Source organism: Bacillus sp. FJAT-29937 (assembly GCF_001509555.1).
Classification (GTDB): Bacteria; Bacillota; Bacilli; order Bacillales; family Cytobacillaceae; genus Cytobacillus.
Genome location: NZ_LMAS01000006.1, coordinates 34,458 through 57,417, shown reverse-complemented (window position 1 = coordinate 57,417; position 22,960 = coordinate 34,458). Strand labels below are relative to the sequence as shown.

18 protein-coding genes and 3 tRNA genes are annotated in these 22,960 nt (G+C 38.8%); 1 reads left to right on the top strand and 20 read right to left on the bottom strand.

From position 1 onward, the window contains the following. Positions 1–92: 92 nt before the first annotated feature. From AR328_RS13965 to AR328_RS13875, 19 genes are all read right to left on the bottom strand, one after another. Complete coding sequence (locus tag AR328_RS13965; protein ID WP_066296144.1) at positions 93–758, bottom strand: hypothetical protein; 666 nt, start codon at positions 756–758, stop codon at positions 93–95. A gap of 328 nt (positions 759–1,086) precedes the next feature. Further along, positions 1,087–2,532, bottom strand: coding sequence for a DEAD/DEAH box helicase (locus AR328_RS13960; RefSeq protein WP_066296136.1), 1,446 nt, complete (start codon positions 2,530–2,532; stop codon positions 1,087–1,089). 191 nt (positions 2,533–2,723) lie between these two features. Continuing rightward, a complete protein-coding gene (locus AR328_RS13955; protein ID WP_066296132.1) occupies positions 2,724–4,667 on the bottom strand; it encodes a DUF2075 domain-containing protein in 1,944 nt (647 codons plus the stop codon). Between the two features lies 1 nt (position 4,668). After that, on the bottom strand, positions 4,669–4,977 hold the full coding sequence (locus tag AR328_RS13950; RefSeq protein ID WP_066296122.1) for a nucleotide pyrophosphohydrolase: 309 nt from the start codon (positions 4,975–4,977) through the stop codon (positions 4,669–4,671). Positions 4,978–5,370: 393 nt separating this feature from the next. Further along, positions 5,371–6,777, bottom strand: a complete 1,407-nt coding sequence (gene nhaC / locus AR328_RS13945) for a Na+/H+ antiporter NhaC (RefSeq protein ID WP_082677240.1) — start codon at positions 6,775–6,777, stop codon at positions 5,371–5,373. Positions 6,778–6,913: 136 nt separating this feature from the next. Beyond that, positions 6,914–8,203 (bottom strand): saccharopine dehydrogenase family protein, encoded by a 1,290-nt coding sequence (locus AR328_RS13940; protein WP_066296112.1) that lies wholly within the window; start codon positions 8,201–8,203, stop codon positions 6,914–6,916. Between the two features lie 205 nt (positions 8,204–8,408). Next, positions 8,409–9,827 (bottom strand): sigma-54 interaction domain-containing protein, encoded by a 1,419-nt coding sequence (locus AR328_RS13935; RefSeq protein WP_066296109.1) that lies wholly within the window; start codon positions 9,825–9,827, stop codon positions 8,409–8,411. A 593-nt stretch (positions 9,828–10,420) separates the two neighbouring features. Further along, a complete protein-coding gene (rlmH, locus tag AR328_RS13930; RefSeq protein WP_066296103.1) occupies positions 10,421–10,900 on the bottom strand; it encodes a 23S rRNA (pseudouridine(1915)-N(3))-methyltransferase RlmH in 480 nt (159 codons plus the stop codon). A gap of 80 nt (positions 10,901–10,980) precedes the next feature. Further along, positions 10,981–11,160, bottom strand: coding sequence for a CxxH/CxxC protein (locus AR328_RS13925; protein WP_066296096.1), 180 nt, complete (start codon positions 11,158–11,160; stop codon positions 10,981–10,983). A gap of 221 nt (positions 11,161–11,381) precedes the next feature. Next, on the bottom strand, positions 11,382–12,620 hold the full coding sequence (locus AR328_RS13920) for a S1C family serine protease (protein WP_066296094.1): 1,239 nt from the start codon (positions 12,618–12,620) through the stop codon (positions 11,382–11,384). A gap of 252 nt (positions 12,621–12,872) precedes the next feature. Continuing rightward, positions 12,873–13,661, bottom strand: a complete 789-nt coding sequence (locus tag AR328_RS13915; RefSeq protein ID WP_066296092.1) for an MBL fold metallo-hydrolase — start codon at positions 13,659–13,661, stop codon at positions 12,873–12,875. A 6-nt stretch (positions 13,662–13,667) separates the two neighbouring features. After that, entirely contained in the window at positions 13,668–14,471 is an 804-nt protein-coding gene (locus AR328_RS13910) for a two-component system regulatory protein YycI (protein WP_066296090.1), read from the bottom strand. Next, on the bottom strand, positions 14,458–15,780 hold the full coding sequence (locus AR328_RS13905) for a YycH family regulatory protein (RefSeq protein WP_066296088.1): 1,323 nt from the start codon (positions 15,778–15,780) through the stop codon (positions 14,458–14,460). The genes AR328_RS13910 and AR328_RS13905 overlap by 14 nt, the downstream gene beginning before the upstream one ends. Continuing rightward, positions 15,777–17,609, bottom strand: coding sequence for a cell wall metabolism sensor histidine kinase WalK (walK, locus tag AR328_RS13900; RefSeq protein WP_066296084.1), 1,833 nt, complete (start codon positions 17,607–17,609; stop codon positions 15,777–15,779). The genes AR328_RS13905 and walK overlap by 4 nt, the downstream gene beginning before the upstream one ends. A gap of 9 nt (positions 17,610–17,618) precedes the next feature. Further along, positions 17,619–18,329 carry a response regulator YycF gene (yycF, locus tag AR328_RS13895; protein WP_066296081.1) on the bottom strand — a complete coding sequence of 237 codons (711 nt, stop codon included), beginning with the start codon at positions 18,327–18,329 and terminating at the stop codon, positions 17,619–17,621. Between the two features lie 224 nt (positions 18,330–18,553). Next, entirely contained in the window at positions 18,554–20,026 is a 1,473-nt protein-coding gene (locus AR328_RS13890) for a M23 family metallopeptidase (protein WP_066296079.1), read from the bottom strand. A 376-nt stretch (positions 20,027–20,402) separates the two neighbouring features. Further along, positions 20,403–20,475 (bottom strand) — tRNA-Phe (locus AR328_RS13885). A gap of 71 nt (positions 20,476–20,546) precedes the next feature. Then, positions 20,547–20,618: transfer RNA gene (locus AR328_RS13880), tRNA-Glu, on the bottom strand. A 7-nt stretch (positions 20,619–20,625) separates the two neighbouring features. Next, a tRNA-Lys gene (locus AR328_RS13875) sits at positions 20,626–20,701 on the bottom strand. Between the two features lie 386 nt (positions 20,702–21,087). Here AR328_RS13875 and AR328_RS13870 point away from each other — a divergent pair. Beyond that, positions 21,088–21,363: a hypothetical protein gene (locus AR328_RS13870; protein ID WP_197414466.1), complete on the top strand. Its 276-nt coding sequence runs from the start codon at positions 21,088–21,090 to the stop codon at positions 21,361–21,363. 135 nt (positions 21,364–21,498) lie between these two features. Here AR328_RS13870 and AR328_RS13865 read toward each other — a convergent pair whose 3' ends face one another. Continuing rightward, positions 21,499–22,791: an adenylosuccinate synthase gene (locus AR328_RS13865; RefSeq protein WP_066297280.1), complete on the bottom strand. Its 1,293-nt coding sequence runs from the start codon at positions 22,789–22,791 to the stop codon at positions 21,499–21,501. Positions 22,792–22,960 lie beyond the last annotated feature (169 nt).

Below are 22,960 nucleotides of genomic sequence, written 5' to 3'. Positions count from 1 at the left end.
TTCACGTTTTTCGAGTCAATAGGCGGAATCTCTCCGTCTATTAAAGCTGTTTTTTGACTTTTTTACCAAATAGGTGGAGTTTCTCCGACTAATTATCTGATCGGGTGCTTAACCTGGTCGCCAAGCCGATATGTGCGAACCCTTTTTACCCCAGATGCGGGAATCAGCAGCTTTTTTTCGACTAGTTGCGAAAGTGCCTTTTTTACCGTCTTGTCACTTAGCTTCAAATACGTCCCGACTTCTTTAGGGGATATGGTTTCTCCTTTTCGAATCGCTAACCGAAGCACTTCCTTTTCGGCAAAGGACAAAGATGTCTCGTCTAGTTCATCGCCCAGCCATTGGCCAATCACTTGCTGAACAATCTGTTGGCATCTGCGTGGCTTCTCTTTCACTTGGTCAAAAGAAAAACGGATCACAGTCCATCCGTCAATCACCAACTGGTTTTGGCGTTCCAGGTTGTCGGAAAATTGCCATCTGCTTATATTCTTCAAGTGAGGGCCATACCCGTCGATCTCAAGGCAAAGCCGGATTCCGGGACGAATATAAGCAAAATCCAAATACCTTTGACCGTCCTTGAAATCATCGACTTCATATTCTGGATGAAGATACTTGAAATGGTAAAACAAAGGCCACCACACTTGCTTCAAAAACAGCATTTCAGCCTCATTGTGACCTTCTTGTAAGCGCCGAAGCCGTTCACCAGATCTTACCTGAAAGTGAGTATTCAAAAAGGCCAGGTATTCTTCTTCGAATCCCATAACATCCCTCCTGCTTTCCATATAATATATTTTGATCTATACCTTAACTAGATTTTTAAGTGTGAATGCGAGTAAAAAAAGGGTCTGTTGGAGAAAGTAAAAGGAAAAAAGACTTAAAAAGTTGTAATATAAAGAGGAATTTGAGGACAGAGCTATTTTTAGTTTAATAGAATTCTAAAATTTGTCAATTAACTTTTACAATATTGGCTACTTTCAAAAAATTAACTTTTAGCCTCCCCAGTTTTAAGGAGAGGCTTTGGCTACTAATAGTAAGGTTGATTTTCAGTTTGATATCAGAGGGACCCTATCTCCCAAGCTGCTGCCACCGCTACTTTCTTGCTTCATGTACTTTCAACAGCTTCCCTTTTATTGTTGTGTTCTTCATCTTTTTCAACACAATCGGACCTTTATCATTTAATATTTCAACATAAGAAACCGTATCTAATATTGTAATGATGCCAATGTCCTCCACTGATACGCCTTCAATTTTTGCAATCGTTCCAACAAAATCTACCGCTCTAAGCTTCTTTTTCTTCCCGCCATTAAAGTACAATTTCATGATTTGCTTGTTCAATTTTTCACTTTTTGCTTGTTTAATCGTTGGTTCAACATTCATTTTTGCATCAAAGGCAGGTTTCTTATTTGAAATATCATCTTTCGAAGGAGCGACAATTTTTGGAATTTCAAAACCAATGTACTCTTCAATTTCACTTAAAAACCGATCTTCAAATGGAGTAACAAAAGTAATGGCTTTTCCCTTTTGACCCGCCCGTCCTGTTCTTCCCGTCCGGTGGACATAGCTTTCTTTCTCTAACGGAAGGTCATAGTTGATAACATGTGTGATATTATCAATATCAATTCCTCTAGCGGCTACATCCGTAGCAATCAAATAGCGAAATTCCCCTCTTCTAAAGTCATTCATCACGTCAAGACGATCCTCTTGTATCATGCCGCCGTGGATTTTATCACAGCTATATCCTAAATCCCCTAACTGATCACTCACAGAATCTACTCGATCCTTTGTCCGGCAAAAGATGATGCAGCTATCTGGATTTTCAACAATCGTTACATCTGTAAGCATAGAAAATTTATCGTCTTCCGCCACTTTAAAAAGAGAATGTTCAATTTTATCCGTCGTAATTCCCGTCGCCTTAATTTCAATATCGATAGGTGTTTTCATATAGTTGAGCGAGAGGTTCTTAACCTCCTCCGGCAAAGTAGCTGAAAATAACATCGTCACTCGTTTTCGAGGCATCTCCTTGATAATGGCCTCTACTTGTTCAATAAATCCCATGTTTAACATTTCGTCCGCTTCATCTATAACAAGATAGTGAATCTGATCTAAGGCCAGAGTACCTCTTTCAATATGATCTAACACGCGGCCCGGAGTACCGACGACTACATGCGTTTTTTGCTTTAATTCTGTTTTTTGGATGGCAAAAGGCTGCTTTCCATAAACAGCTGTTGCTTTTATCCGTTTAAATCTGCCGATGTTTATGAAATCCTCCTTCACTTGAACAGCAAGTTCTCTCGTTGGCGTCAAAATTAACGCTTGAGGTTTATTTTCCTTCCAATCAATTAATTCACAAATCGGAATCCCGTACGAGGCAGTCTTTCCGCTGCCTGTCTGTGATTTCACAACAAGATCCATTTTCTCTAACACAAGGGGAATGACCTTACTTTGAACGGCTGTTGGATTTTTATATTCTAAGCGATCCAGCGCGTTTACAATTTCATTACTTAATTGATAATCTTTAAAACTTTCTTTGCCCATAACTAAGCCTCTTTTATTTTGGATTATTTACCTTATTATTTCCGTAAAGTTTGTTTCCTAATACGAACTACTATTATACGCGAAATTCGACTTGCAGATAAATTAGTGGACTTTTTATTAATATTTTCCATTGGGCATAGAAAAATGGGCCCTATTGATGGACCCATTAGGGATTTATTTAGATAAGCTGATTAAGCGTCATACCCCTCTTTACCTTCCGCCACCGCCATTTTAAACATTTCATTTCCATTATAAGTATAAGACGCACGATTAATTCTTTCTATAAAGTACGCTTCCAATTCTTTATCAGTACAATAAATAAAACAGCCCTTTTGCCCTCGTGTCATTAATGTACGGTATGTGTTTCTTATGATTTCATCGGCTAATTTCTCGGCTTTTTCCGAATCCGTTTTTAACATCGACTTTAAACCTCTTAAGGATTGGTCCGTTTTAGCTCTTTGTTTATGGTTTGTCTGGACCTGCCCGTCACGAAAAATAAGATCATCACCAATAATGACACCTACGTAATCAAATTCCAGCCCTTGGCACGTGTGAATGCAGCCTGCCTCTTTTACAGAGCCTTCATCAATTGCCCAAGTTGCAGTATTTCCAAGATTCCAGCTCATTCCAAAACTATATTCTGGAAGGACAATATCATGGTAATTGGGATCGTTCTTTCCTTCCTTTTTCCAATCCCAGCAATATCCCGCTACTATTCTGGATTTATTCTTCCTTTTGTTTAGCCTTTGGATTTCAGTCAGGAGTTCATTAGGGTCGGAGAAAACACGAAAATCATAGTTTAATCCCAAGTAATCGCTATTAGCTGTTTCTCGAATGTTAAGGACATCATCAAGCCAGGCCATATATCCATCCGAACCATCACAGCGAAATTGCGAGGATAATTCGGTCCTTGTAATAATGGCCCCCTGTTCTTTTGCAAACTTCTCAATCATCTCGATGCTGCCTATATCCTTCAAGGTCACACGCTGATTCTCATCTATAAAAAATATTGAAAAGAGGGAAGAATGGATAACCTCTTTTATTTGATTTTCACCCATATTTTGAAACATTCCAGATTTCTCATTTAACCTGTGTGCCTCTTCTACGATAAGCGCGTCAAATTCATTATTGGGGGTTTCTGTATAACTGCCAGAACCTTTGAACAAATTATCTATTCTATTTTTACGAAAATCACCTTTTAATTTGTTTGCGTAAATATTCCGAGGTGCTGAGTTTTTTGTCACGTATTGTGCAACAAGACCACGTCTAGTAAGCTCTACTAATAGATTAATAGCTAAAACTGACTTTCCAGTCCCTGGGCCTCCTTCAACTACTAATACTTGTTTTTGTTCTGTTTTCTGAGCTTTTATAGCGAGGGCAACAGCCGTTTCATAGACAACCTTTTGGTCATCAATCATGACAAACTCCCGATTTCCTTTTAACATGCTGCTTAAAGAATCTTGCAGGGATTTCGATGGACGGATTCTACCGTTCTCAATCTTGTATAAGTTCTCTTTATCATCGCCATATTTAATATATTTTTTAATAAAAGCTCTTAAATTAGGCGCCTCTCCTTTTGCAAAAATTGGCGCCTGGTCAATATAGTCTCTATAAACTGGAGCCGTAAGCGGATCATCCTGACCCGATTTTAAATAGTTATGTAAGTAAGCACATGGATATAAATCAATATGATCATCTTGTACATTTTCATTATAATCCTGTATTAATGCAGCATAAGACCAGGCTTGGTAAGAAGGATGAGCCGTTTCAATCATTCCTATATTTATGAATGTCTTGACAATGGCTTCTTTCCCTTCCACTTTCTCAACTGATTCCCAATGCTTAAGCTCAACAATCACCACAGAATCCTTGCTGTCATCACGACCTGATATTAAAAAATCGACCCGTTTAGATGTATATGGAATTTTAAACTCAATGGCAACTCCAGCGTTGTTGGGTATCTCCTCATCACATAACACCCGATACATGTATTGCATTGAATTATCCCAAGCCCTAACTTCACGTTCATTTATTTTGCCAATCTTCTCATTGTAATTGGCACATATATTATTCACCAAATGATCCTGAAACACATCATCCAGAAATTCAGTCTTTGTTGCTTCATAAACGATCAAATTAATGCTCCTCCTCATTTCGAACAGGATATTTCAATGCATTCTTTTGTAACTTAAGCAGAACCTCTTGTTCTAGATCAACATCAAGTTTATCTGCCAATTGTATTAAATAGATAAGAATATCGGCCATCTCTTCTTTTATATTTTGCCGCGATGAAGCTACAGCCTCTTCACTGCTTTTCCATTGAAAATTCTCAAGAAGCTCAGAAGCTTCTAAAACTATCGACAATGCTAAATCCTTTTCATTATGATAAGGCTTCCACTTCCGCTCATCTCGAAAACGAATGACCTCTTCGTATATATTATTCATTGTTAATCCTCCATAAAAAGTCCTGATTTAATGGTAACATGGATTGGGAAATGGGGGATATTGTAAATCATGATTTTTCTACAACTGAAACAAAGGAATATAAAAAAACTTAGCGAAAAAAAACAGAAAAAACAGTGCCTGTCCCCCAGTGTGATAAAGCGTTACTTTACTGATGGACAGGCACCGATTATTTGATAATCTGCCTTTCACGCTTTGGAGAAACGTTCAATCCCGAAATGGAAGGCCGGAGTTGATGTACTTTTTCTTTGAAGCAGGGGACGGTCCTTCTGTTTCAAATAGAAAATAAAAATAGAAGCAAAGGAGAATCAGCCCTTTGCTTCCATCGCATGAAGGTTTTAGTGCTCATGCTGGTAAATCGTGAGATCAATTTGATTATGCCCCAATATCATATACTTTTTTACTTTCAATTTCCCCAGTTTTCCATTGGAATTTGTTGGTGAATCCATATATAATAGCTATTATTGGAACAGTCCAGCAGAATATTGCATAGGGCGCATAAGCCATTGTAGACACTCCTAACGTACCTGCCATAAATACTCCGCATGTATTCCATGGAACCAATGGGGATGTTATTGTTCCCGAATCCTCTAATGTTCTGGATAAAGTCTGTGGAAGCATATTTTTCTTTTTATATCCTGTAATAAACATCCTTCCACCAATGACGATACTAGTATATTGGCTCGCTGTAATCATATTAAGACCAACTACACTTAATACGGTAGTACTGACTAGTCCGCCAACTGTTTTTGTAAGCCTAAACAATTTACTTAACAAGACTTCAAGAACTCCCGTTTTCTCCAATATTGTGCCCAATATAATCCCCAGCATAGCTAAACTGCTAGTCCAGTTCATACTTTGGAAACCACCTCTGCTTAGAAGTGAATCAACCTCTTTTATACCCGTATTTGCAACATACCCAGAATCCATAATTGTTGTTATCGTCATGATGCTTTGCCCCTGCATAAAAATTGCAATTAACGCAGCAACTATTGCTGAAGTTATTAGAGTAATTAAGGATGGTACTTTTTTAATAGCAAATAGTAATACAATTAGAGGTGGAATTAATGTAATAATACTCAAGTTAAATGTTTCATCGAGTGAACCCATGATATTATTAATAGAATCTAGCTTCACATTAGACGTTTGGTTAAAGCCTAAAATTAAGAATATAATTAATGTAATTAAGAAACCTGGTAATGCCGTAGTGACCATGGCCTTTATATGATCAAATAAATCTGCCTCCGCAACTGCGGGTGCCAAATTAGTAGTATCAGACATTGGCGACATCTTATCTCCAACGTAGGATCCCGAAATAATAGCTCCAGCAGTAATCGCAGGATTTAATCCTAAAACTCCGCCAACTCCCATTAGTGCAACCCCAATAGTTCCAGCAGTAGACCATGAACTTCCTGAAGCAACAGATACTATAGAAGTAACAAGAACTGCTGTCACCAAAAATATAGAAGGATGAATTAGCTCTAATCCCCAGTAAATAATCATAGGTACTGTACCACTGGCTATCCATGTACCGATTAATGCTCCTATTACATATAAAATTAGCAGAGGAGGTAATGCTAGTTTTCCAGCATCCTCAATTGCAGACATTATATCTTGCCATTTAATTCCTTCCAATAATAACAATAATACTGAAAATGTAATAACTAATAACAACGTAATATGGATTGGTATATCAAAAATAAATACCGAAACAGCCATTGTAACAATCATAAGACAAATAATGATGATAGATATTCTAAAGCTTGGCAGCTTCCTTTCCATTGTGATTCCCCCCATCGGAAATAATTGATTTTTGTACAGTTTTTCATAATAATCTGTACTCATAACAATTAGTTATTTATCAGTAACTAATTTACCCCTTTTATATAACTTTGATATTTCCTTTAAAATAACAAGATTATATAAACCTTTTTGATTCTATAATTTGAATTCCACGATCGCTTAATTCCTTAATGAATGTTTGATATGGAATGTCTGTTATAGGATTTAGCACACCAGTCTTTGTAATAACCTTATTGACAATCATCTGTGCGGCTATACTGGCAGTATATCCGACAGACATGTTCATAGCATAGAGTCCTATTTCCAGATTCCTTTCCATCGCCAATTCATAAATATACTCTACATTCTTGCCATCTTTTTTCCCGCGAATGATATTTTTCATTAGAACAAGGTCCTTTTCATCGTCCTTATACTGAAGGCGAGGACCTAAATGTGCGGCTAGAAATTCTGTAGGAGTGATAGCAGCAGGCAATCCTGGCACTGTTTTTTCTTCAAAAAAGCCAAGGTCAACCATATTACTCCAAAATTCCATGTGACCTGCCCAGCGTATTGCTCTGCGCTCGGTATTTCGAACAGTCTCTTCAATACCTAATAACTGAGCAAATCGAACAGCATCGCCATTTGGAAAAGCCTCTAAGCCATCAATTCCAGACAAAGATAAATCCAGTTTCCACTTTTCCCTGTTCTGATCTGCTGCAGGGATTTCAATTACCTTACCATCCTTCATGATTTTAGCAGGACGATAATAAGACAATAACGTATTATAGAAATTCCACGTTACTTTGTATTTTAGGGGATTTGCCGCTGCAATAGATTTTTCAGGCATTCCACCTGTAAACGAATAGAGATCGTAAACTTCATCTAACTGACTTACCGCATATCCACACAGAACCAAGTCTATACCAGGATCAAGACCGGCTTCAGGTAAAACCGTTACACCTGCATTTTCCGCCTTTCCATAAATATCCTCTGAAAGTGCCGATGCATAAGAACAGTTAACAATATTTACACCTGCTTCAACTGCTGCATCTGCCGCAATAGCATTAAATTGTTTAGGAAGTACGTCAATTACAACATCTACATTTTCTTTAAATAGTTCAGCGAGAGAATCCTTATTTGTAACATCAACCCTTTTTTTGCTTATTTTACTCATATCCAGATGCTGTTGAAACGAATCTACCCCCTTAAAATCTGCGTCTACACATACGATCTCCTTTACATCTTGAGAATTACTAAGATCGTATAAAACCGCTCTTCCCTGTAGTCCTGCTCCTCCTAATACAACTACTTTCATCTTTATAACCATTCCTTTCGCTTCACTCAAGGCACAAATCAGTAAGAAAACAAGCTTGACTTGAGCGTAATAATTAAAAGCAATCACACTAAATATACTTGCAATAAACATGCCAACTTTTCTGCCTCTTGAAAACGTTGAAAATAAGGCATTTTTGAATATTTTCCTTTGTGAATAGAAACTCTCCGACAAGTATTTGGCGATAGGAATGGAATGGATACAGAATTCGCCAGTAATCTAGCGATCTCAAAGAATTAACGCCAATTTTTTGGCAATAAAAAAACGCCAATCACATAGCGTTTTTTCTTCCATAACACTATTTTATTCTATTTATATCAATGTTCAGCTTATCTATTTTATACTTAAGAGTTTGTCTTGGTAATTGAAGCAATTCAGCAGAACGTGTAACATTGCCTTTAGTGAACTTCAAAGCCCGTATAATGTAGTCTGTTTCTGTATTATTTAACATTTCTTGAAGAGACAGTTTGAAACCTCTTGTACTTTCTTTATCTTCTCTATTTTCCGCCCTCCCTTTCTCGGTATGTATAACTTCTTTTAGATAAATTGGAAGATTATTAGTAGTTAATAGTTCATCATCCGAAACATTTACCATAGATTCTATTATATGTTTTAATTCTCTAACGTTCCCAGGCCAATCATAGTTAAGAAGGATATCCCTCAAATTCGTAGATATTTTAGAAACTTTCTTATTATACATTTTATTAAAATGATTAATAAAGTGATCAATATATAACGTGATATCCTCCTTACGTTCACGTAATGGTACAAGGTGTATAATATTGCTGCTTAATCGATAAAATAAGTCTTCTCTTAAAAGTTTTTCTTTAATTAATTTTGTTGGATTCTGGTTTATAGCTACAATAATCTTAACATTTACCTTTTTTTCCTTGGAACTTCCTATTGGTCTTATTTTCCCGTCTTGTAAAAATCTAAGCAACTTTGCCTGTAGATGGATTGGCATAGAATTGAGTTCATCAAGAAAAAAGACTCCCCCATCTGCCATTTCAAATAAACCGACCTTATCTTTTGCATCTGTGAAAGCACCTTTGGATGATCCAAACAATATGGATTCAAATAATGTTTCCGGAATGGCAGCACAATTTTGAATAATAAATTTCTCTTTTCGAAACTCATTACTTTTGACCATGGCCTCCACAAACATTTCTTTTCCAGTACCTGTTTCTCCATAAATTAATACGGGATTGTCATTTAGAGCAAATATCTTTGCCCGTCTAATATTTTCAATCATTTGATGATTAATTGTAAGTATACTTTCAAATGAAACATCACTATTCAATTTTTCTTTTTGCTTTTTTGCCTTTTTCTTTGTAAGGTCATTATTTAGTAACGGATCTAAATCTCCAATAGAGGTGATATCTTGTGATAATTCTATAGCTCCAACAATTTCACCATAACGAATAATTGGATAGGTAATATTCTTTGTATGATATATTCTACCGAGCAAGTCAGTGAATACTTGACTCTTATGAAACGTTATTTTACCAGTTTTCAAGCATTCAACCATCGTACTTTCTTTGGGGTCAAGATTTGGATATACTTCAAAAAATCGTTTGTGGTAATACTGGTTATATTCATTAACCATTTCATTATTACCGAATCTTGGATTAGCCCTACTTGTATGTATAATATTAAAATTCTTATCTACAACCATTATTGAATCGACATAATCTAAAACCGGTCTTAGCTTATTCATACATCTAGCTCCTTTTTTTCCATTTCAGTTAAAAAGTATAGGATTTAATAAAACTGGTTTCGATAAATTATTGATTAACATGCTTACTCTTTTAGTATAAAGGATCTGCATTATGAGCAATTCCAATAAATATCCTTTTTGGGGATATGATTCTCCCCAGTGGATTATCGCTTTACCATATTGTGAAATGTTCCTAATTAGATACCGGGTTCTCTAGGATTTTTTAAGATAACAAAAAAATGCTAAAAATCAAAGCACCAAAGCACCATCTCGTGATGGTTTCATCTCACTTCCTTTCGATAAGAATTCTTGTTTATATTTAAGGAACCAGCGAAAGTAAAATAAACGGAGGTTTTCCGGTTAGAGGCAAAATGGAGCTCATTTCGGGGTAAATAAGGGAAGGTTTTCCGCCTATGCAAAACAAAATCCCCAATTTTCACGTTTTTTGGGGCAATAGGCGGAATCTCTCCGTCTATTTAAGCTGTTTTTTATTTTTTTTACCAATTAAGCGGAATTTTTCCGACTATTTTATCTAATCGGGTATGCTCTAGCCTCCCCAACCTTGAGGAGAGGCTTTTGGCTAAAAACTCCACTTACTTATGATACGGCGCCCCCTTTATTATCCGAAACGCCCGATAAACCTGCTCCACCAACACCAACCTCATCAACTGATGCGGAAACGTCATTTTGGAAAAGCTCAATTTCTCATCCGCCCGCTTCAACACATCCTCACTCAACCCCAGCGATCCGCCAATGACAAATGCCACCTTGCTCTTTCCATATGTAGCAAGCTTGTCTAAAGTATCCGCCAGCTCCTCAGATGATTTCATTTTCCCTTCAATTGCAAGAGCAATCACATGGGCATCTGGATTAATCTTGGCCAATATCCGCTCGCCTTCTTTTTGCTTCACTTGCAGCATTTCGGTTTCGCTCAATTCTTCAGGCGCCTTTTCATCGGGAACTTCGATGATTTCCACTTTAGCGTAGGCTGATAATCGCTTTAAGTATTCATCAATTCCCTGCTTTAAATACTTCTCTTTTAATTTTCCGACGGTAATAATTGGGATATTCACAAGTAATCCTCACTTTACAAACAAGATATCCACATAACTTATCCACATATCCACATTTTCTATCCACATATTGTGTGAGATCATTCGTTCGCCACAAGATATATTGCCTGATTTCGACAATATTCACAGGGTGTTGATAACTTTTCCTCGTCTGAAAGTTTCGTTAACACTGGAAAGGTTTCACACTCATCAACGATTGTATCTATTGCTATATCAACGTGTTCATCACAGCTGCATATGATTTGTTTATTTTCTTTCATCCTTAATCCACCTAATTTCTAATATTATATTGTGGATAATTTAAAAATCCACATCATTTTTCAGTTATCCACATTTCATCTTAACAAAACAAAAACAAATGTGAAAGCACCCACATTTTTTATATAGCCAGACCGGCAAAAAGTTATTCACATTTTAAGTTTTTCCAACTCAAATTCAAAAAAACAGGAGAGCACTTTTCGCTCCCCTGTCCCCAATTTAATTAAAACGTTTCCCCGCTCAGTTTCACCGTTACTTCCTGAATCTTTCCATCGCGGTAGAATTTCACTTTCATTTGGTCGCCGACTTTCTTTTTATTGTAAAGGTGCTTTCGGAGATCAACCACATCTTTGATTTGTTCTCCATCCATTTCAACGATCACATCAAGCTCTTGTAATCCTGCTTGTGCGGCTGGCGAATTTGGCACAACCTGTCTTAAAGCGACTCCATAATTCACATCTCTTGGCAGCTTCAATGCTTCCTGCTGATAGTAGGATGGAATTTCGTTAACGGATTTTAAATCTACACCCATATATGGTCTTTTGACATCGCCGAATTTTTCAAGATCATTAATAATCGGAAGTGCGGAGTTGATTGGGATTGCTAAACCAATTCCTTCAACTGCATTCTGGGCAATTTTCATAGAGTTGATTCCAATGACCTGCCCTTTAATATTGACTAAGGCTCCGCCACTGTTACCAGGGTTAATCGCCGCATCTGTTTGCAGTACTTCGGCATTCCAGTCAATGACTCCATCGCGGTTAATATCTACTGGAATGGTCCGCTCTAATCCGGAAATTATCCCTTGTGTCACTGAACCTGAGAACGTCGGACCAAGTGGATTCCCGATAGCGATTACGGGTTCTCCCGCTTTTAATGTATCGGAATTTCCAAACTCAGCAATGGCTTTTACGTCCTTCGCATCAATTTCCAAAACAGCAAGATCCGTCCAAATGTCACTGCCACGAAGCTCGGCCGGAATCTTCGTCCCATCCGCTAAAGTAACCTCTAGCTTACTAGCATTCTCCACTACATGGTGATTCGTGACAACAAAAGCTTTATTTCCAGCCTTTTTATAAATGACTCCTGATCCTGTTCCAGCAGGCTCTTCTACGTTGCTGCCGTTGCTGCCTTCACCCCAGAAGCTTGTTGTTTGAATATTGGATACCCCAACAACCGCATCACCTGCTTTATCAACCGCTTTTGTTACGTCTGAAACCACGTTCAGAGAGACATTTTCAGTAGGAATATTTGCGTTATTATTAGTGGCCGCACTTTCTTCTAACTGGGCGTCTGGCTGAACAGAATAAGGCAATACATTCAACTCAGCAAATTTCGGGATGGCAATGATTACAAGAATGGCACCTAGAATTGCCCCGACAAGGCTTGCTAGAAAATAGCCGCCCCTGTTTCCCTTTTGCTTCTTATACTGGTTTCGATAATCTTGATCATAGTAACCCACTCTGGACCATTCCTTTCCCTTATTTCATTTAGAAACTTCGTACAAGCTCTATTGAAAAGGTGTTAAATATAAGTGCTACTTTCTATTCTTCCACCTTATTTATTATTATACTCGCCTCTTTTGAAGAATCTATTGAAATGCAGGTCAAATCAGCAATCTTACGAGTTTGTTCATAAGTTAGAACCATTTTTTTAACAATAAAAAAAGGAGTGAAAAGCCGTCAAAAGAGGCTCTTCACTCCTGCTAAAATCGCTATATTGCCGTCAGCGCAGTCGGTGTCTTTGGATCTGTATCATATAGCTCAAACTGCTCTCCCACAATAATGCCTCTGCTTTCAAGCGTTTGGGATACGGACATTCTTGCTAGTTCTTTAATATTATTGTCCTGGCTTAAGTGTGCCAGATAAAAGCGCTTTGTCCGTTCGCCGGCCACTTCGCTCATGGCAATCGCTGCATCCTCATTGGATACATGTCCGACATCGCTGAGGATTCGCCTTTTAATGCTCCATGGATAGCGGCCCATCCGCAGCATTTGGACATCATGGTTGCTTTCAAATACATAAGCGTCCGCATTGGATATGAGCCCCTTCATACGATCACTTACATACCCTGTATCCGTAATCAATACAAGCTTTTTCCCTGAATGGTGGAACACATAGAACATCGGATCGGCCGCATCATGTGAAACGCCAAAGGATTCAATATCTAATGATCCAAATGACTTAACCGTCTCCATGGAAAAAGTAAATTTCTGCTCCACAGGGACCTGTCCGATTAAACCGTCCATTGCATTCCATGTCTTTTCATTGGCATAGATGGGTAATTTATATTTTCTTGCGAGTATCCCGACACCTTTAATATGATCACTATGTTCATGGGTTACTAAGATGCCGGAGAGCTTCCCCATATCCCGGTCAATCTTTTGAAACAAGGCTTCCATTTGCTTTCCGCTCAAGCCCGCATCGACAAGAAACGAATGATCCTCAGTCTCGACAAAGATCGCATTCCCCGTACTACCACTCGCGAGTACGCTGAATCGCATATTCTCTCACTCCACTATATTTTTATCTTCGTTGTTTAATTCGATGATCTGCCCTTCAAAGGCATGAACAAATACATCTTCATTATCATTAATCACAAAACGCCATGCAGGAGTCAAAACCTGTGACGTGCTTAATTGCACAAAGGTGAAATAGCCCAGCTCCACCTTTGTTATCTTGCTCTTTGACTTTAAGGAGCCTTTTTCATAAAGCGTTTCGATTGCCTTCAAAGGCTGGATAAGCTTCTGTTCTTCTGATAGCTCTTCAATTTCCTCCAGCATGGATTGCTGGTAAGTCACAATATCATTCTCTTCATTTAAATAAATCGTTAGCTCGCCGCTCATATTATGATAGAAAACCTTATCATCGAATTGCTGGTAATACGTAATCGCATTCTCTTCTTTCTTCCAAAAACGATATTGATCCCCATTTAAAACATTATTTTTGACGAATGAATTGATTTCTGCCGTATCCAATTTATCACTAAGCTCATACGGCTTATCAAGAACAAATTTTAGCACTGTGCCTGTATTGACCTGCAGTCTCTGCCCCTTAAGCTTCGTGTTCTCTAATGATTCAATTTCATCATTATTAAAGCTTTTCGGCTTTGCGCTTAAATACGAATCTTTCGCATAATTTTTTGGAAGCTCTACATACTCAATTTCATCTGTCTTTAATCGCTTTTCAAAGGAAGTTTCTGTACTATACTCATACTGGCTCGAATCGTTTAGCTTAAAAAACTCATACATTAAATAGATATCCAGGACGAGGAAGGTTAAGATGAAAATGGTTTTGATTCTACTCCAATCCACGGTTAGCCCCTCCCATTGTCTCATCCACGGATAACTGATTCCAGGAACCATTATATTTATAGAACCAGCTAGGCTCTAAATACACGAGCCTTGAATCCTTTTCCATCGAATAGCCGAGCATCATATCCTGCAGATTGGCCAGTTCAAGTCCTTTCAATTCCAACAGCTCAATAGCCTTTTGTCCCGATGGAAGACTCACTTCAGTATCTTCCATTCGAAGCTCCATTAAGAAGTTACTCCTGAAATATTTATAGATTTCACTTTGGCCCCAAGTTTCGCGAATTTCTGAAATTCCGCTGCCCTCACTAAAAATAGGATATCCTTTGTGATCATAAATACGGAACAATACTTGGCGGCTCGTCTCATCCATTTCAACAAAACGGTAATTATCAGTCCAGCCCCCGTGATCATTGACAAAATCAATACTCCTTTTCAGAAGGCTTTTTGACGTCAATTGGCTTTCGCTGCCACCAACTGGATTCACATATGAAAGCGTATTTCGATCATTATTCACACGCATTAAGCTTGAACCATTTGTGTATTCCTCACCAGATTGCTGATAACTCTTCTTAACGACAGTAGGATCCCTGAACAAAGCATTCTTGAACTTTTCTGACTCTAAAGGTTTTGATAAGTACTGGTATTGAATCATTTTAGGTGCATCCTCTGGCATGTAAATAACCCGGTTGCTAGAACTCTTAAACGGAAAGTACTTAGCATAATGAAGGCTATATTCCGCATTATTAAAAAAGCCGTTATAAAAACTTTGCACGAATGATGCAGGGACTTGGCTTCGGAAAGCCTGGCCCTTTTCAGATGAAATGAAATAGACAAATCCCTGATCCTTTTGAATTCCCTCTGTATCAATAACAATTCGGTCAAAATAAAAATCTGGGATCTTTTTTTCCTTCATATCAATGATTGTTCGGTAAAAATCGATTGGTATCGAATCTGGAAAGAGAATAACTGCATTTCCGGAATTATGAATGAATGAAGGGTAGTTCTTAATTTCACTAGTGACATCTATAAAATCTGTAAAATTCCATCTGCTAATTTCAGAAATGATCTTATCAATCTCACCTGCATCTGTCGTTCCAAAATGCTTATCCTTTGAATAATGGTAGATCACTCTGTCTGGCTTAACAATCTTTTCTGCATCCTTTTTCTCACTGATCGCGACTTCTTGAACCGTTTTTGTTTTTTTCATCGTTTCTAAATTGGGCTGATATGTCCAGATGCTCCATGTTAAAAGCACACTAAAGCATACTAAAATGACTAAGATGAGTGATTTTATATTTTCATATGTCATTCCCAATCATCCTCTTCAGTACGATCATATGGCAGGCTGAACGAAATGGTTGTTCCTTTTCCTTCTTTACTTGTCGCCCATATTTTCCCTCCATGGGCTTCTACCATTTCTTTGGCGATTGCAAGCCCAAGTCCAGTGCCTCCAAGTTTTCTCGTTCTAGCCTTATCCACCCGGTAAAATCGTTCAAATATCTTATTGATATTTTCCTTCGGTATCCCTACTCCCTGATCAGAAACACTTATAACGACAAATTCATTCTGTTCCTCGAGCATGAAGGTGATTTTCCCACCCTCTGGGGAGTATTTAAGGGCATTCGAAATAATATTATCAATTACTTGTGTTAGCTTGTCTCCATCCAATTCAACAAACGCTGAATGGTCGGGGAGTTTCCTTTCGAAGGTAACATTCTGCTGCTTCGATAATTCAAAACGGTCAATGATTCGGTTATAGAATCGAATAACATCAATCCATTCCTTCTTCAGGCGGTAATCTCGGCTATCCATTTTTGAAAGCTGCAGAAGATCATTCACAAGGCGAATCATTCGCTCTGTCTCCGTCTGAGTTACGTCTAAGAATTTCGGAGCAATTTCTTCATCCTGCCAAGCCCCTTCTGCCAAGGCCTCTAAATAACTTCGCATTGTTGTGAGCGGCGTTCTCAGCTCATGCGAAACATTTGCAACAAATTCCCGGCGCTCCATATCAATCTTTTCCTGCTCCGTAATGTCATGAAGAACCGTAATAAGTCCATTAACAAATCCTGTTTCCTTCTGAATGACAGAAACATTGGCTCTCAGAATTAATGTATTTGAATGGTTGCTATAGTCCAAAATGATTGAATCCCGTTCAGATAGCAATTCTTCAAATGTATAATCTTCATCAAGGCCAAGAAGTGAAACAATCGGCATCGATAAAACTGTTTCACGTGAAACATTCAGCATGTCAGCAGCAGGTTCATTGATTAAAATAACTCTTCCTTTTCGATCTGTTGCTATCACCCCGTCAGTCATATGGGAGAGTACAGATGAGAGCTTTCGCCTTTCCCCTTCAGTTGTAGCCTGAGCTTCCTGCAATTTTTTCGTTAAATTGTTAAACGTCATAGCTAGCTGGCCAATTTCATCATTGCCATATATTTTAACTTTACGGGAGAAGTTTCCCTTCGCCATCGCAAGAGCCTGTCTTCTCATGTCTGACATCGGCCGTGTTATGGTTTGGGCTAGAAGGACACCCAGAATCGCTGTAATGGCAAGGGCAATGGCTGTACCGGAAATAAAGATGCTGTTAATTTGCCGCATCTGCTCGAATACATTTTCTATTTTTGCCACGAGGTAGATGGCTCCTCTTACCTCGCCATTATGCTTGATCGGTGTAACTAAAACCCAGATTCGATTGTCCGTTTGGGAATCAATAAGCTCGTCACTTGCCTGTTGAGAGGTAGCAAGCGTCATTTTTATTAATGCATCCGTATCTCTTTGTCCGACAACGCCTTGGTTATCAGGGTCAGAGGTTCCGAGAATCTTTAAAGTAGCCCCCTCAATCACCCTAACCTCAGTGATGTCTTCCGAATTATAATCTCTTAACAGCCGGTAAACATCTTCCTCAAGGGTAGGACCCTCCTCATCAGGCAATCGCTCCTTTGTCAGCTGCTCCTCCAGATAATAAGCAAGCAGATTCACACGGTCCTGAATGGTTGATTTAAAATTATCCTTAAGTGTAAATTCCAATTGTCTAACAAAGTAGACGCCAATAATTTGCATGGCAATCAATATGAGCAACACATAGATGATGACAAACTTAAGATGAATAGAACGAAAAAAGCCTACCTTTTTCATTGATTGTCCTTACTCCTGTTCAGGATTTCGTAAATAGTACCCAACTCCCCTTCTTGTCACAATCCAGGTTGGGTGGCTTGGGTTATCCTCAATTTTCTCTCGGAGTCTTCGAACGGTTACGTCAACTGTCCGAACATCTCCGTAATAATCATAGCCCCAAACGGTCTGAAGAAGGTGCTCACGGGTCATCACTTGTCCAATATGCTTTGCCAAGTAATGAAGAAGCTCAAACTCACGGTGAGTCAGTTCAATCGTTTCTCCTCTTTTTGACACAATATAAGCATCTGGATGAATGATTAAGGTTCCGACTGTAATTTCATTCGTCTCTTCCTCTTCATTCGCATTGGCAGCCATTTGCTGATGCCTTCTCAAATTCGCTTTAATACGGGCAATTAATTCTCTTGTGCTGAATGGCTTTGTCACATAGTCATCCGCCCCAAGTTCAAGGCCGATCACCTTATCAATTTCTGAATCCTTTGCTGTCAGCATAATGATGGGCATATCGTATTTTTTCCTTACTTCCCGGCAAACTTCAATTCCGTCTCTCTGAGGAAGCATAATATCAAGCAGAATAAGGTCTGGTTTAATTTCTTCCACTTTCTCGAGAGCGTCATTTCCATCATACGAACAATAGACTTCAAAGCCTTCTTTTTTTAAGTTAAATTGCAATATGTCAGCAATCGGTTTCTCGTCATCAACTACTAAAATTTTTCTTTCCATGTAATTCTCCTTTTCCTGAAGATTGATTTATGTTGATTGATAGATTTTGTTTATTATCATTCAATTTTACTTTAACATGTTATAAATGTGAATTCATCTAATAAGAAAAAACGTTGTATTTCCTAGGATGTCAGAGGCAGGGCTGGATAATTATTATATAGTTGCCATTACCTAGTTTATTGAAGTAGAAAAGCCTCTAGTATCGAAACTAGAGACTTTGATCATTAACGAATATAGTTTAATGGGTTTTGGAGTGCGCCATTTTTATAAAGTTCAAAATGTAAATGTACACCTGTTGAGTTTCCAGTAGACCCCATTACTCCTATCTTAGAGCCCTTTGAAACGACTTGTCCCGGCTTTACATTAATAGATGATAGATGAGCATAGATGGTACGGTAGCCATTCTGATGGTCAATCTCAATTTTGTTGCCAAAGCTGCCTTGGTAGCCTGCAGATACAACTACCCCATTATCAGCAGCTTTGATCGTACGGTTGCTCGGTCTAGCGATATCAATTCCTTTGTGCAATCTTCCCCAGCGATTGCCTACATGGCTTGAAACATATCCTCCAACCGCAGGCCAGACAAAGCTGCCTTCACCGCGGGATGGAATCACCTTAGTCCCTTTGACGACAATATGTTTAGCAGGCTGCTCGATGATTTCCTCTTTTACAATCTCCTTCTTCAACACTTGCCCATTTTGTACGGAGATATGATAGGTAGCAGCCCGTTTTCCATCTTTTCCTTCTTGCTTAACCTTTGTTTCCCCTTTGGGCATTTTTGCATCTTCCACTACTTCTTTTTCAAAAGGGATCACTTCATTTGTGAAGTATTCCTTCTCAATCATAACGTGAATATATGGTTTTAAAATGGTTACGTTCAATTCCTGGCCAATTTGCAGAAGGGAGTCTTCTGATAATCCAGGATTCAGGTCTAGCAATTGCTTGGATGTAAGGTTATGAGCTTGAGCAATTCCACCTAGCACATCCCCTTCTTTCACCGTATATTTGACTTCCTCTAAAGATCCCTTTTCAAGTAGCTTAACAGCATCCTCAACAGAAAGAATGTTTGCCGGCTCAATTTTTTCTGTTTTAACGGAAACTTCTTTTGATAGTTTAACGTCTAATATACGAGTTTCATTTTCTTTCAAAGGGGGTAATGTATTAGTAGCAGAAGCTTTCATTGCCTCAACTGCTTTTAATTCATCTTCTGATACATATTTTAACTTCAAGTTCTTAATGATTTCGTTTGCTTGTTCTTCGTTTTGGACGTAGGCAACTGGATTTCCATCAATGATTAGGGCAGAAGCTTCGGCCTGTACCTTAATTTCTTTCATAACTTCCTCTGCGACCTCTGTATGATTCGTTTCAGAGTTTGCATGGAAAACCTGCTCCGGTACATATGTAACTTCAGAGTTTAATGATAATTTCAGCTCTTCATTCAAAGACTGAGCCTCTTTAAGCTTCGTTTCAATTAGACCTTCTATAGCCGTTTTATCAGTAACAGTTCCAATATATTGTTTATCAACATAAACATAGTAAACTGTTGTCAGCTTTTCTGTGGCTTGTGCTGAACTTCCAGCTGCAAAAGAAATCGCACCGATTGCAAAGACTGTTAATGCGGTATTTTTGATAGCAGTTTTAAATTTATTATATGTATGTTTTTTGATCTTCGTGAATTTATTTGTCGAATCCTGCATTGGTATATCCTCCTAGACTACGGCAACAAACACACTTCCAATTAGTGCTATATAACTATTATTCTATTTACTGTAATTTTTTCACTTCTATACTTTACCATATAATCCACCTAATAGACTATTTGACTTCATAATGTAACACAATTGTATAAATGATGACAATTTACTGCCACAAGGGCCTAAAAATCCAATTGAATTTTGTCGAAATGAAGAGGAAAAATAGTAAATAAAGCTTATTATGACTAGGTTTTTCCTACTAGTTTTTATAAAGGAGGGTATTCGCGCGGTATTTTTACCTTTTCTCGTTAAAGGAAGTGAATTATTACAGTTATGTAACAAAAATAGAGTATGAACAGGTTCATACTCTATTTGGTGATGGCTCAGGACGGAATCGAACCGCCGACACAAGGATTTTCAGTCCTTTGCTCTACCGACTGAGCTACTGAGCCGTATTGTATGTATTAATGACACCCAGCAAGGTGGCCGGGCTTGCCTGCCGCTTGCTGGATGTCATTTGCCATGACCCATACGGGATTCGAACCCGTGTTACCGCCGTGAAAGGGCGGTGTCTTAACCGCTTGACCAATGGGCCTAAGAAATGGTGAGCCATGAAGGACTCGAACCTTCGACCCTCTGATTAAAAGTCAGATGCTCTACCGACTGAGCTAATGGCTCGGAATAATATGTTGTTTCCTAAATATTGATGGTAGTCGGACTGTGTTCCAAAGTCCTACGGTCTTTGTCACAGATTTTAAAAGTTTCCCATTCGGGGAAGATCTGCTTCGGAGTGCAATCTTTTAAAATCCTCTACCGACTGAGCTAATGGCTCGGTATATTATGTTGCTTCATCGTTTATGACGACGCTTTTTATAATAGCATAGAGAGATATTATTGCGCAATGTTTTTTCGAAAAAAATATTTCTTTGAATGGTAAGTTTAATTTCTTGATAAATAGGCAAATGCCCTATTCCTCTTTCAATATGGACTCATACACTACAATTGTAATGATTTGAGGAGGGATATTAGATATGGATAGACAATTTGGAGGCATGATTCCTGGTATGGGCATGGGGGGTTATCCCGGTTATGGTATGGGCATGGGCGGCGGCTACCCTGGGTATGGCATGGGTTATGGCGGCTACCCTGGACATGGGATGGGCTTTGGTGGCTATCCTGGCCATGGGATGGGCCATGGGGGATATCCTGGTCACGGCATGGGATACGGAGGCTATCCTGGGTATCACCAAGGTTTTGGCGGTTATCCTTATGGTCATGGTTTTGGTCATGACGGTTATCCGTACCATCAAGGATATGGGACCCATCGCGAAGGATACTAAATTACCTTCCTATTTATACATGCTACACTCTGGAGAAGATTATAAATTGAATAAAAAAGAAAATGGAGCAATTAGATTAATCCCTATTTGCTCCACTTTAATTTTGCGAAATTTTTTCTCTTTACTCTTTTTAGATTAGTTTTGCCGCCAAGGACTTCTCACTACATTCGTTTGCGTACGGTCAGGACCTACTGAGAAGATGGATAACGGAATTCCAGTTACTTGTGTAACGCGCTCAATATAATGCCGCGCATTGGCGGGCAACTCGTCTAATGTTCTGCAGCCGGTAATATCTTCTTTCCAGCCCGGAAGTTCCTCATAAACAGGTTCACATTCTGCCAGCACCTTTAAGCTTGCAGGGAATTCCTCGAGCACTTCCCCTTTATAGCGATAGGCTACGCAAATTTTTAAAGTTTCAATTCCAGTTAAGACATCTACAGAATTCAAGGACAGATCTGTCAGCCCGCTCACTCGGCGTGCATGGCGGACAACGACGCTATCAAACCAGCCGACACGGCGCGGACGTCCTGTTGTAGTTCCATATTCCCGGCCAACTTCCCGGATTTGATGGCCAACTTCATTATCAAGTTCGGTTGGAAATGGGCCATCCCCCACTCGGGTTGTATAAGCTTTACATACACCTACAACATGTTTAATCTTGGAAGGTCCTACACCTGAACCAATTGTTACTCCCCCGGCGACAGGGTTAGAAGAGGTAACAAATGGGTAGGTCCCCTGGTCGATATCGAGCATGACCCCTTGTGCTCCTTCAAAGAGAACTCTGCGCCCCTCATCAAGGGCATCATTCAGCACTACGGATGTATCACAAACATAATGTTGGATCTGCTGTCCATATTCATAATATTCATCTAAAATCTCTTCTATTGTAAAACCCTGTGTTTCATAAATACGTTCCAATAAACGGTTTTTTTCCTCCAGATTGCGTGCAAGCTTTTCTTCAAAAACTTCCTTATCCAATAAATCAGCAATACGGATGCCAATCCTCGCTGCTTTATCCATATAGGCGGGGCCAATTCCCTTCTTCGTTGTTCCAATTTTATTCGCCCCTTTTCTCTCTTCCTCCACTTCATCCAATTTAAGATGATAGGGCAGAATGACATGGGCACGGTTGCTGATACGGAGGTTATCAGTTGCTACTCCTTTTTCGCGCAGGTAGGCAAGCTCTTTAATAAGTGCTTTAGGGTCAACTACCATCCCATTGCCGATCACACTGATCTTTTCACGATAGAAAATCCCTGAGGGAATCAAATGCAGCTTATACGTTTCTCCGTTAAATTTAATTGTATGACCCGCATTGTTTCCCCCTTGATACCTGGCAATGACTTCAGCATTTTCAGACAAGAAATCGGTAATTTTTCCTTTCCCCTCATCTCCCCACTGTGTTCCAACAACGACAACTGATGACATTTTTACAGCACCTCCGGATTTATCAATCAAGATTGATTCCCCTTTAAACATCATCATCTTAGCAATCGTTTTATGAAAAAGTCAACAAGACACGAACTATTCCATAAAAATATCACATTTCGTTCGCATTTATATGAAAATAGCAAAATAAAAAAGAACCAGCTATTAA

What these genes read in the sequence shown, in the direction of transcription:
- AR328_RS13960 (WP_066296136.1), bottom strand. Translation starts at nt 2,532, where the DNA reads ATGGGCAAAGAAAGTTTTAAAGATTATCAATTAAGTAATGAAATTGTA.
- AR328_RS13865 (WP_066297280.1), bottom strand. Translation starts at nt 22,791, where the DNA reads ATGTCATCAGTTGTCGTTGTTGGAACACAGTGGGGAGATGAGGGGAAA.
- AR328_RS13940 (WP_066296112.1), bottom strand. Translation starts at nt 8,203, where the DNA reads ATGTTTATTGCAAGTATATTTAGTGTGATTGCTTTTAATTATTACGCT.
- walK (WP_066296084.1), bottom strand. Translation starts at nt 17,609, where the DNA reads ATGAAAAAGGTAGGCTTTTTTCGTTCTATTCATCTTAAGTTTGTCATC.
- AR328_RS13950 (WP_066296122.1), bottom strand. Translation starts at nt 4,977, where the DNA reads ATGAATAATATATACGAAGAGGTCATTCGTTTTCGAGATGAGCGGAAG.
- AR328_RS13890 (WP_066296079.1), bottom strand. Translation starts at nt 20,026, where the DNA reads ATGCAGGATTCGACAAATAAATTCACGAAGATCAAAAAACATACATAT.
- AR328_RS13935 (WP_066296109.1), bottom strand. Translation starts at nt 9,827, where the DNA reads ATGAATAAGCTAAGACCGGTTTTAGATTATGTCGATTCAATAATGGTT.
- AR328_RS13905 (WP_066296088.1), bottom strand. Translation starts at nt 15,780, where the DNA reads ATGACATATGAAAATATAAAATCACTCATCTTAGTCATTTTAGTATGC.
- AR328_RS13915 (WP_066296092.1), bottom strand. Translation starts at nt 13,661, where the DNA reads ATGCGATTCAGCGTACTCGCGAGTGGTAGTACGGGGAATGCGATCTTT.
- nhaC (WP_082677240.1), bottom strand. Translation starts at nt 6,777, where the DNA reads ATGGAAAGGAAGCTGCCAAGCTTTAGAATATCTATCATCATTATTTGT.
- AR328_RS13925 (WP_066296096.1), bottom strand. Translation starts at nt 11,160, where the DNA reads ATGAAAGAAAATAAACAAATCATATGCAGCTGTGATGAACACGTTGAT.
- yycF (WP_066296081.1), bottom strand. Translation starts at nt 18,329, where the DNA reads ATGGAAAGAAAAATTTTAGTAGTTGATGACGAGAAACCGATTGCTGAC.
- AR328_RS13965 (WP_066296144.1), bottom strand. Translation starts at nt 758, where the DNA reads ATGGGATTCGAAGAAGAATACCTGGCCTTTTTGAATACTCACTTTCAG.
- AR328_RS13870 (WP_197414466.1), top strand. Translation starts at nt 21,088, where the DNA reads ATGGGCATGGGGGGTTATCCCGGTTATGGTATGGGCATGGGCGGCGGC.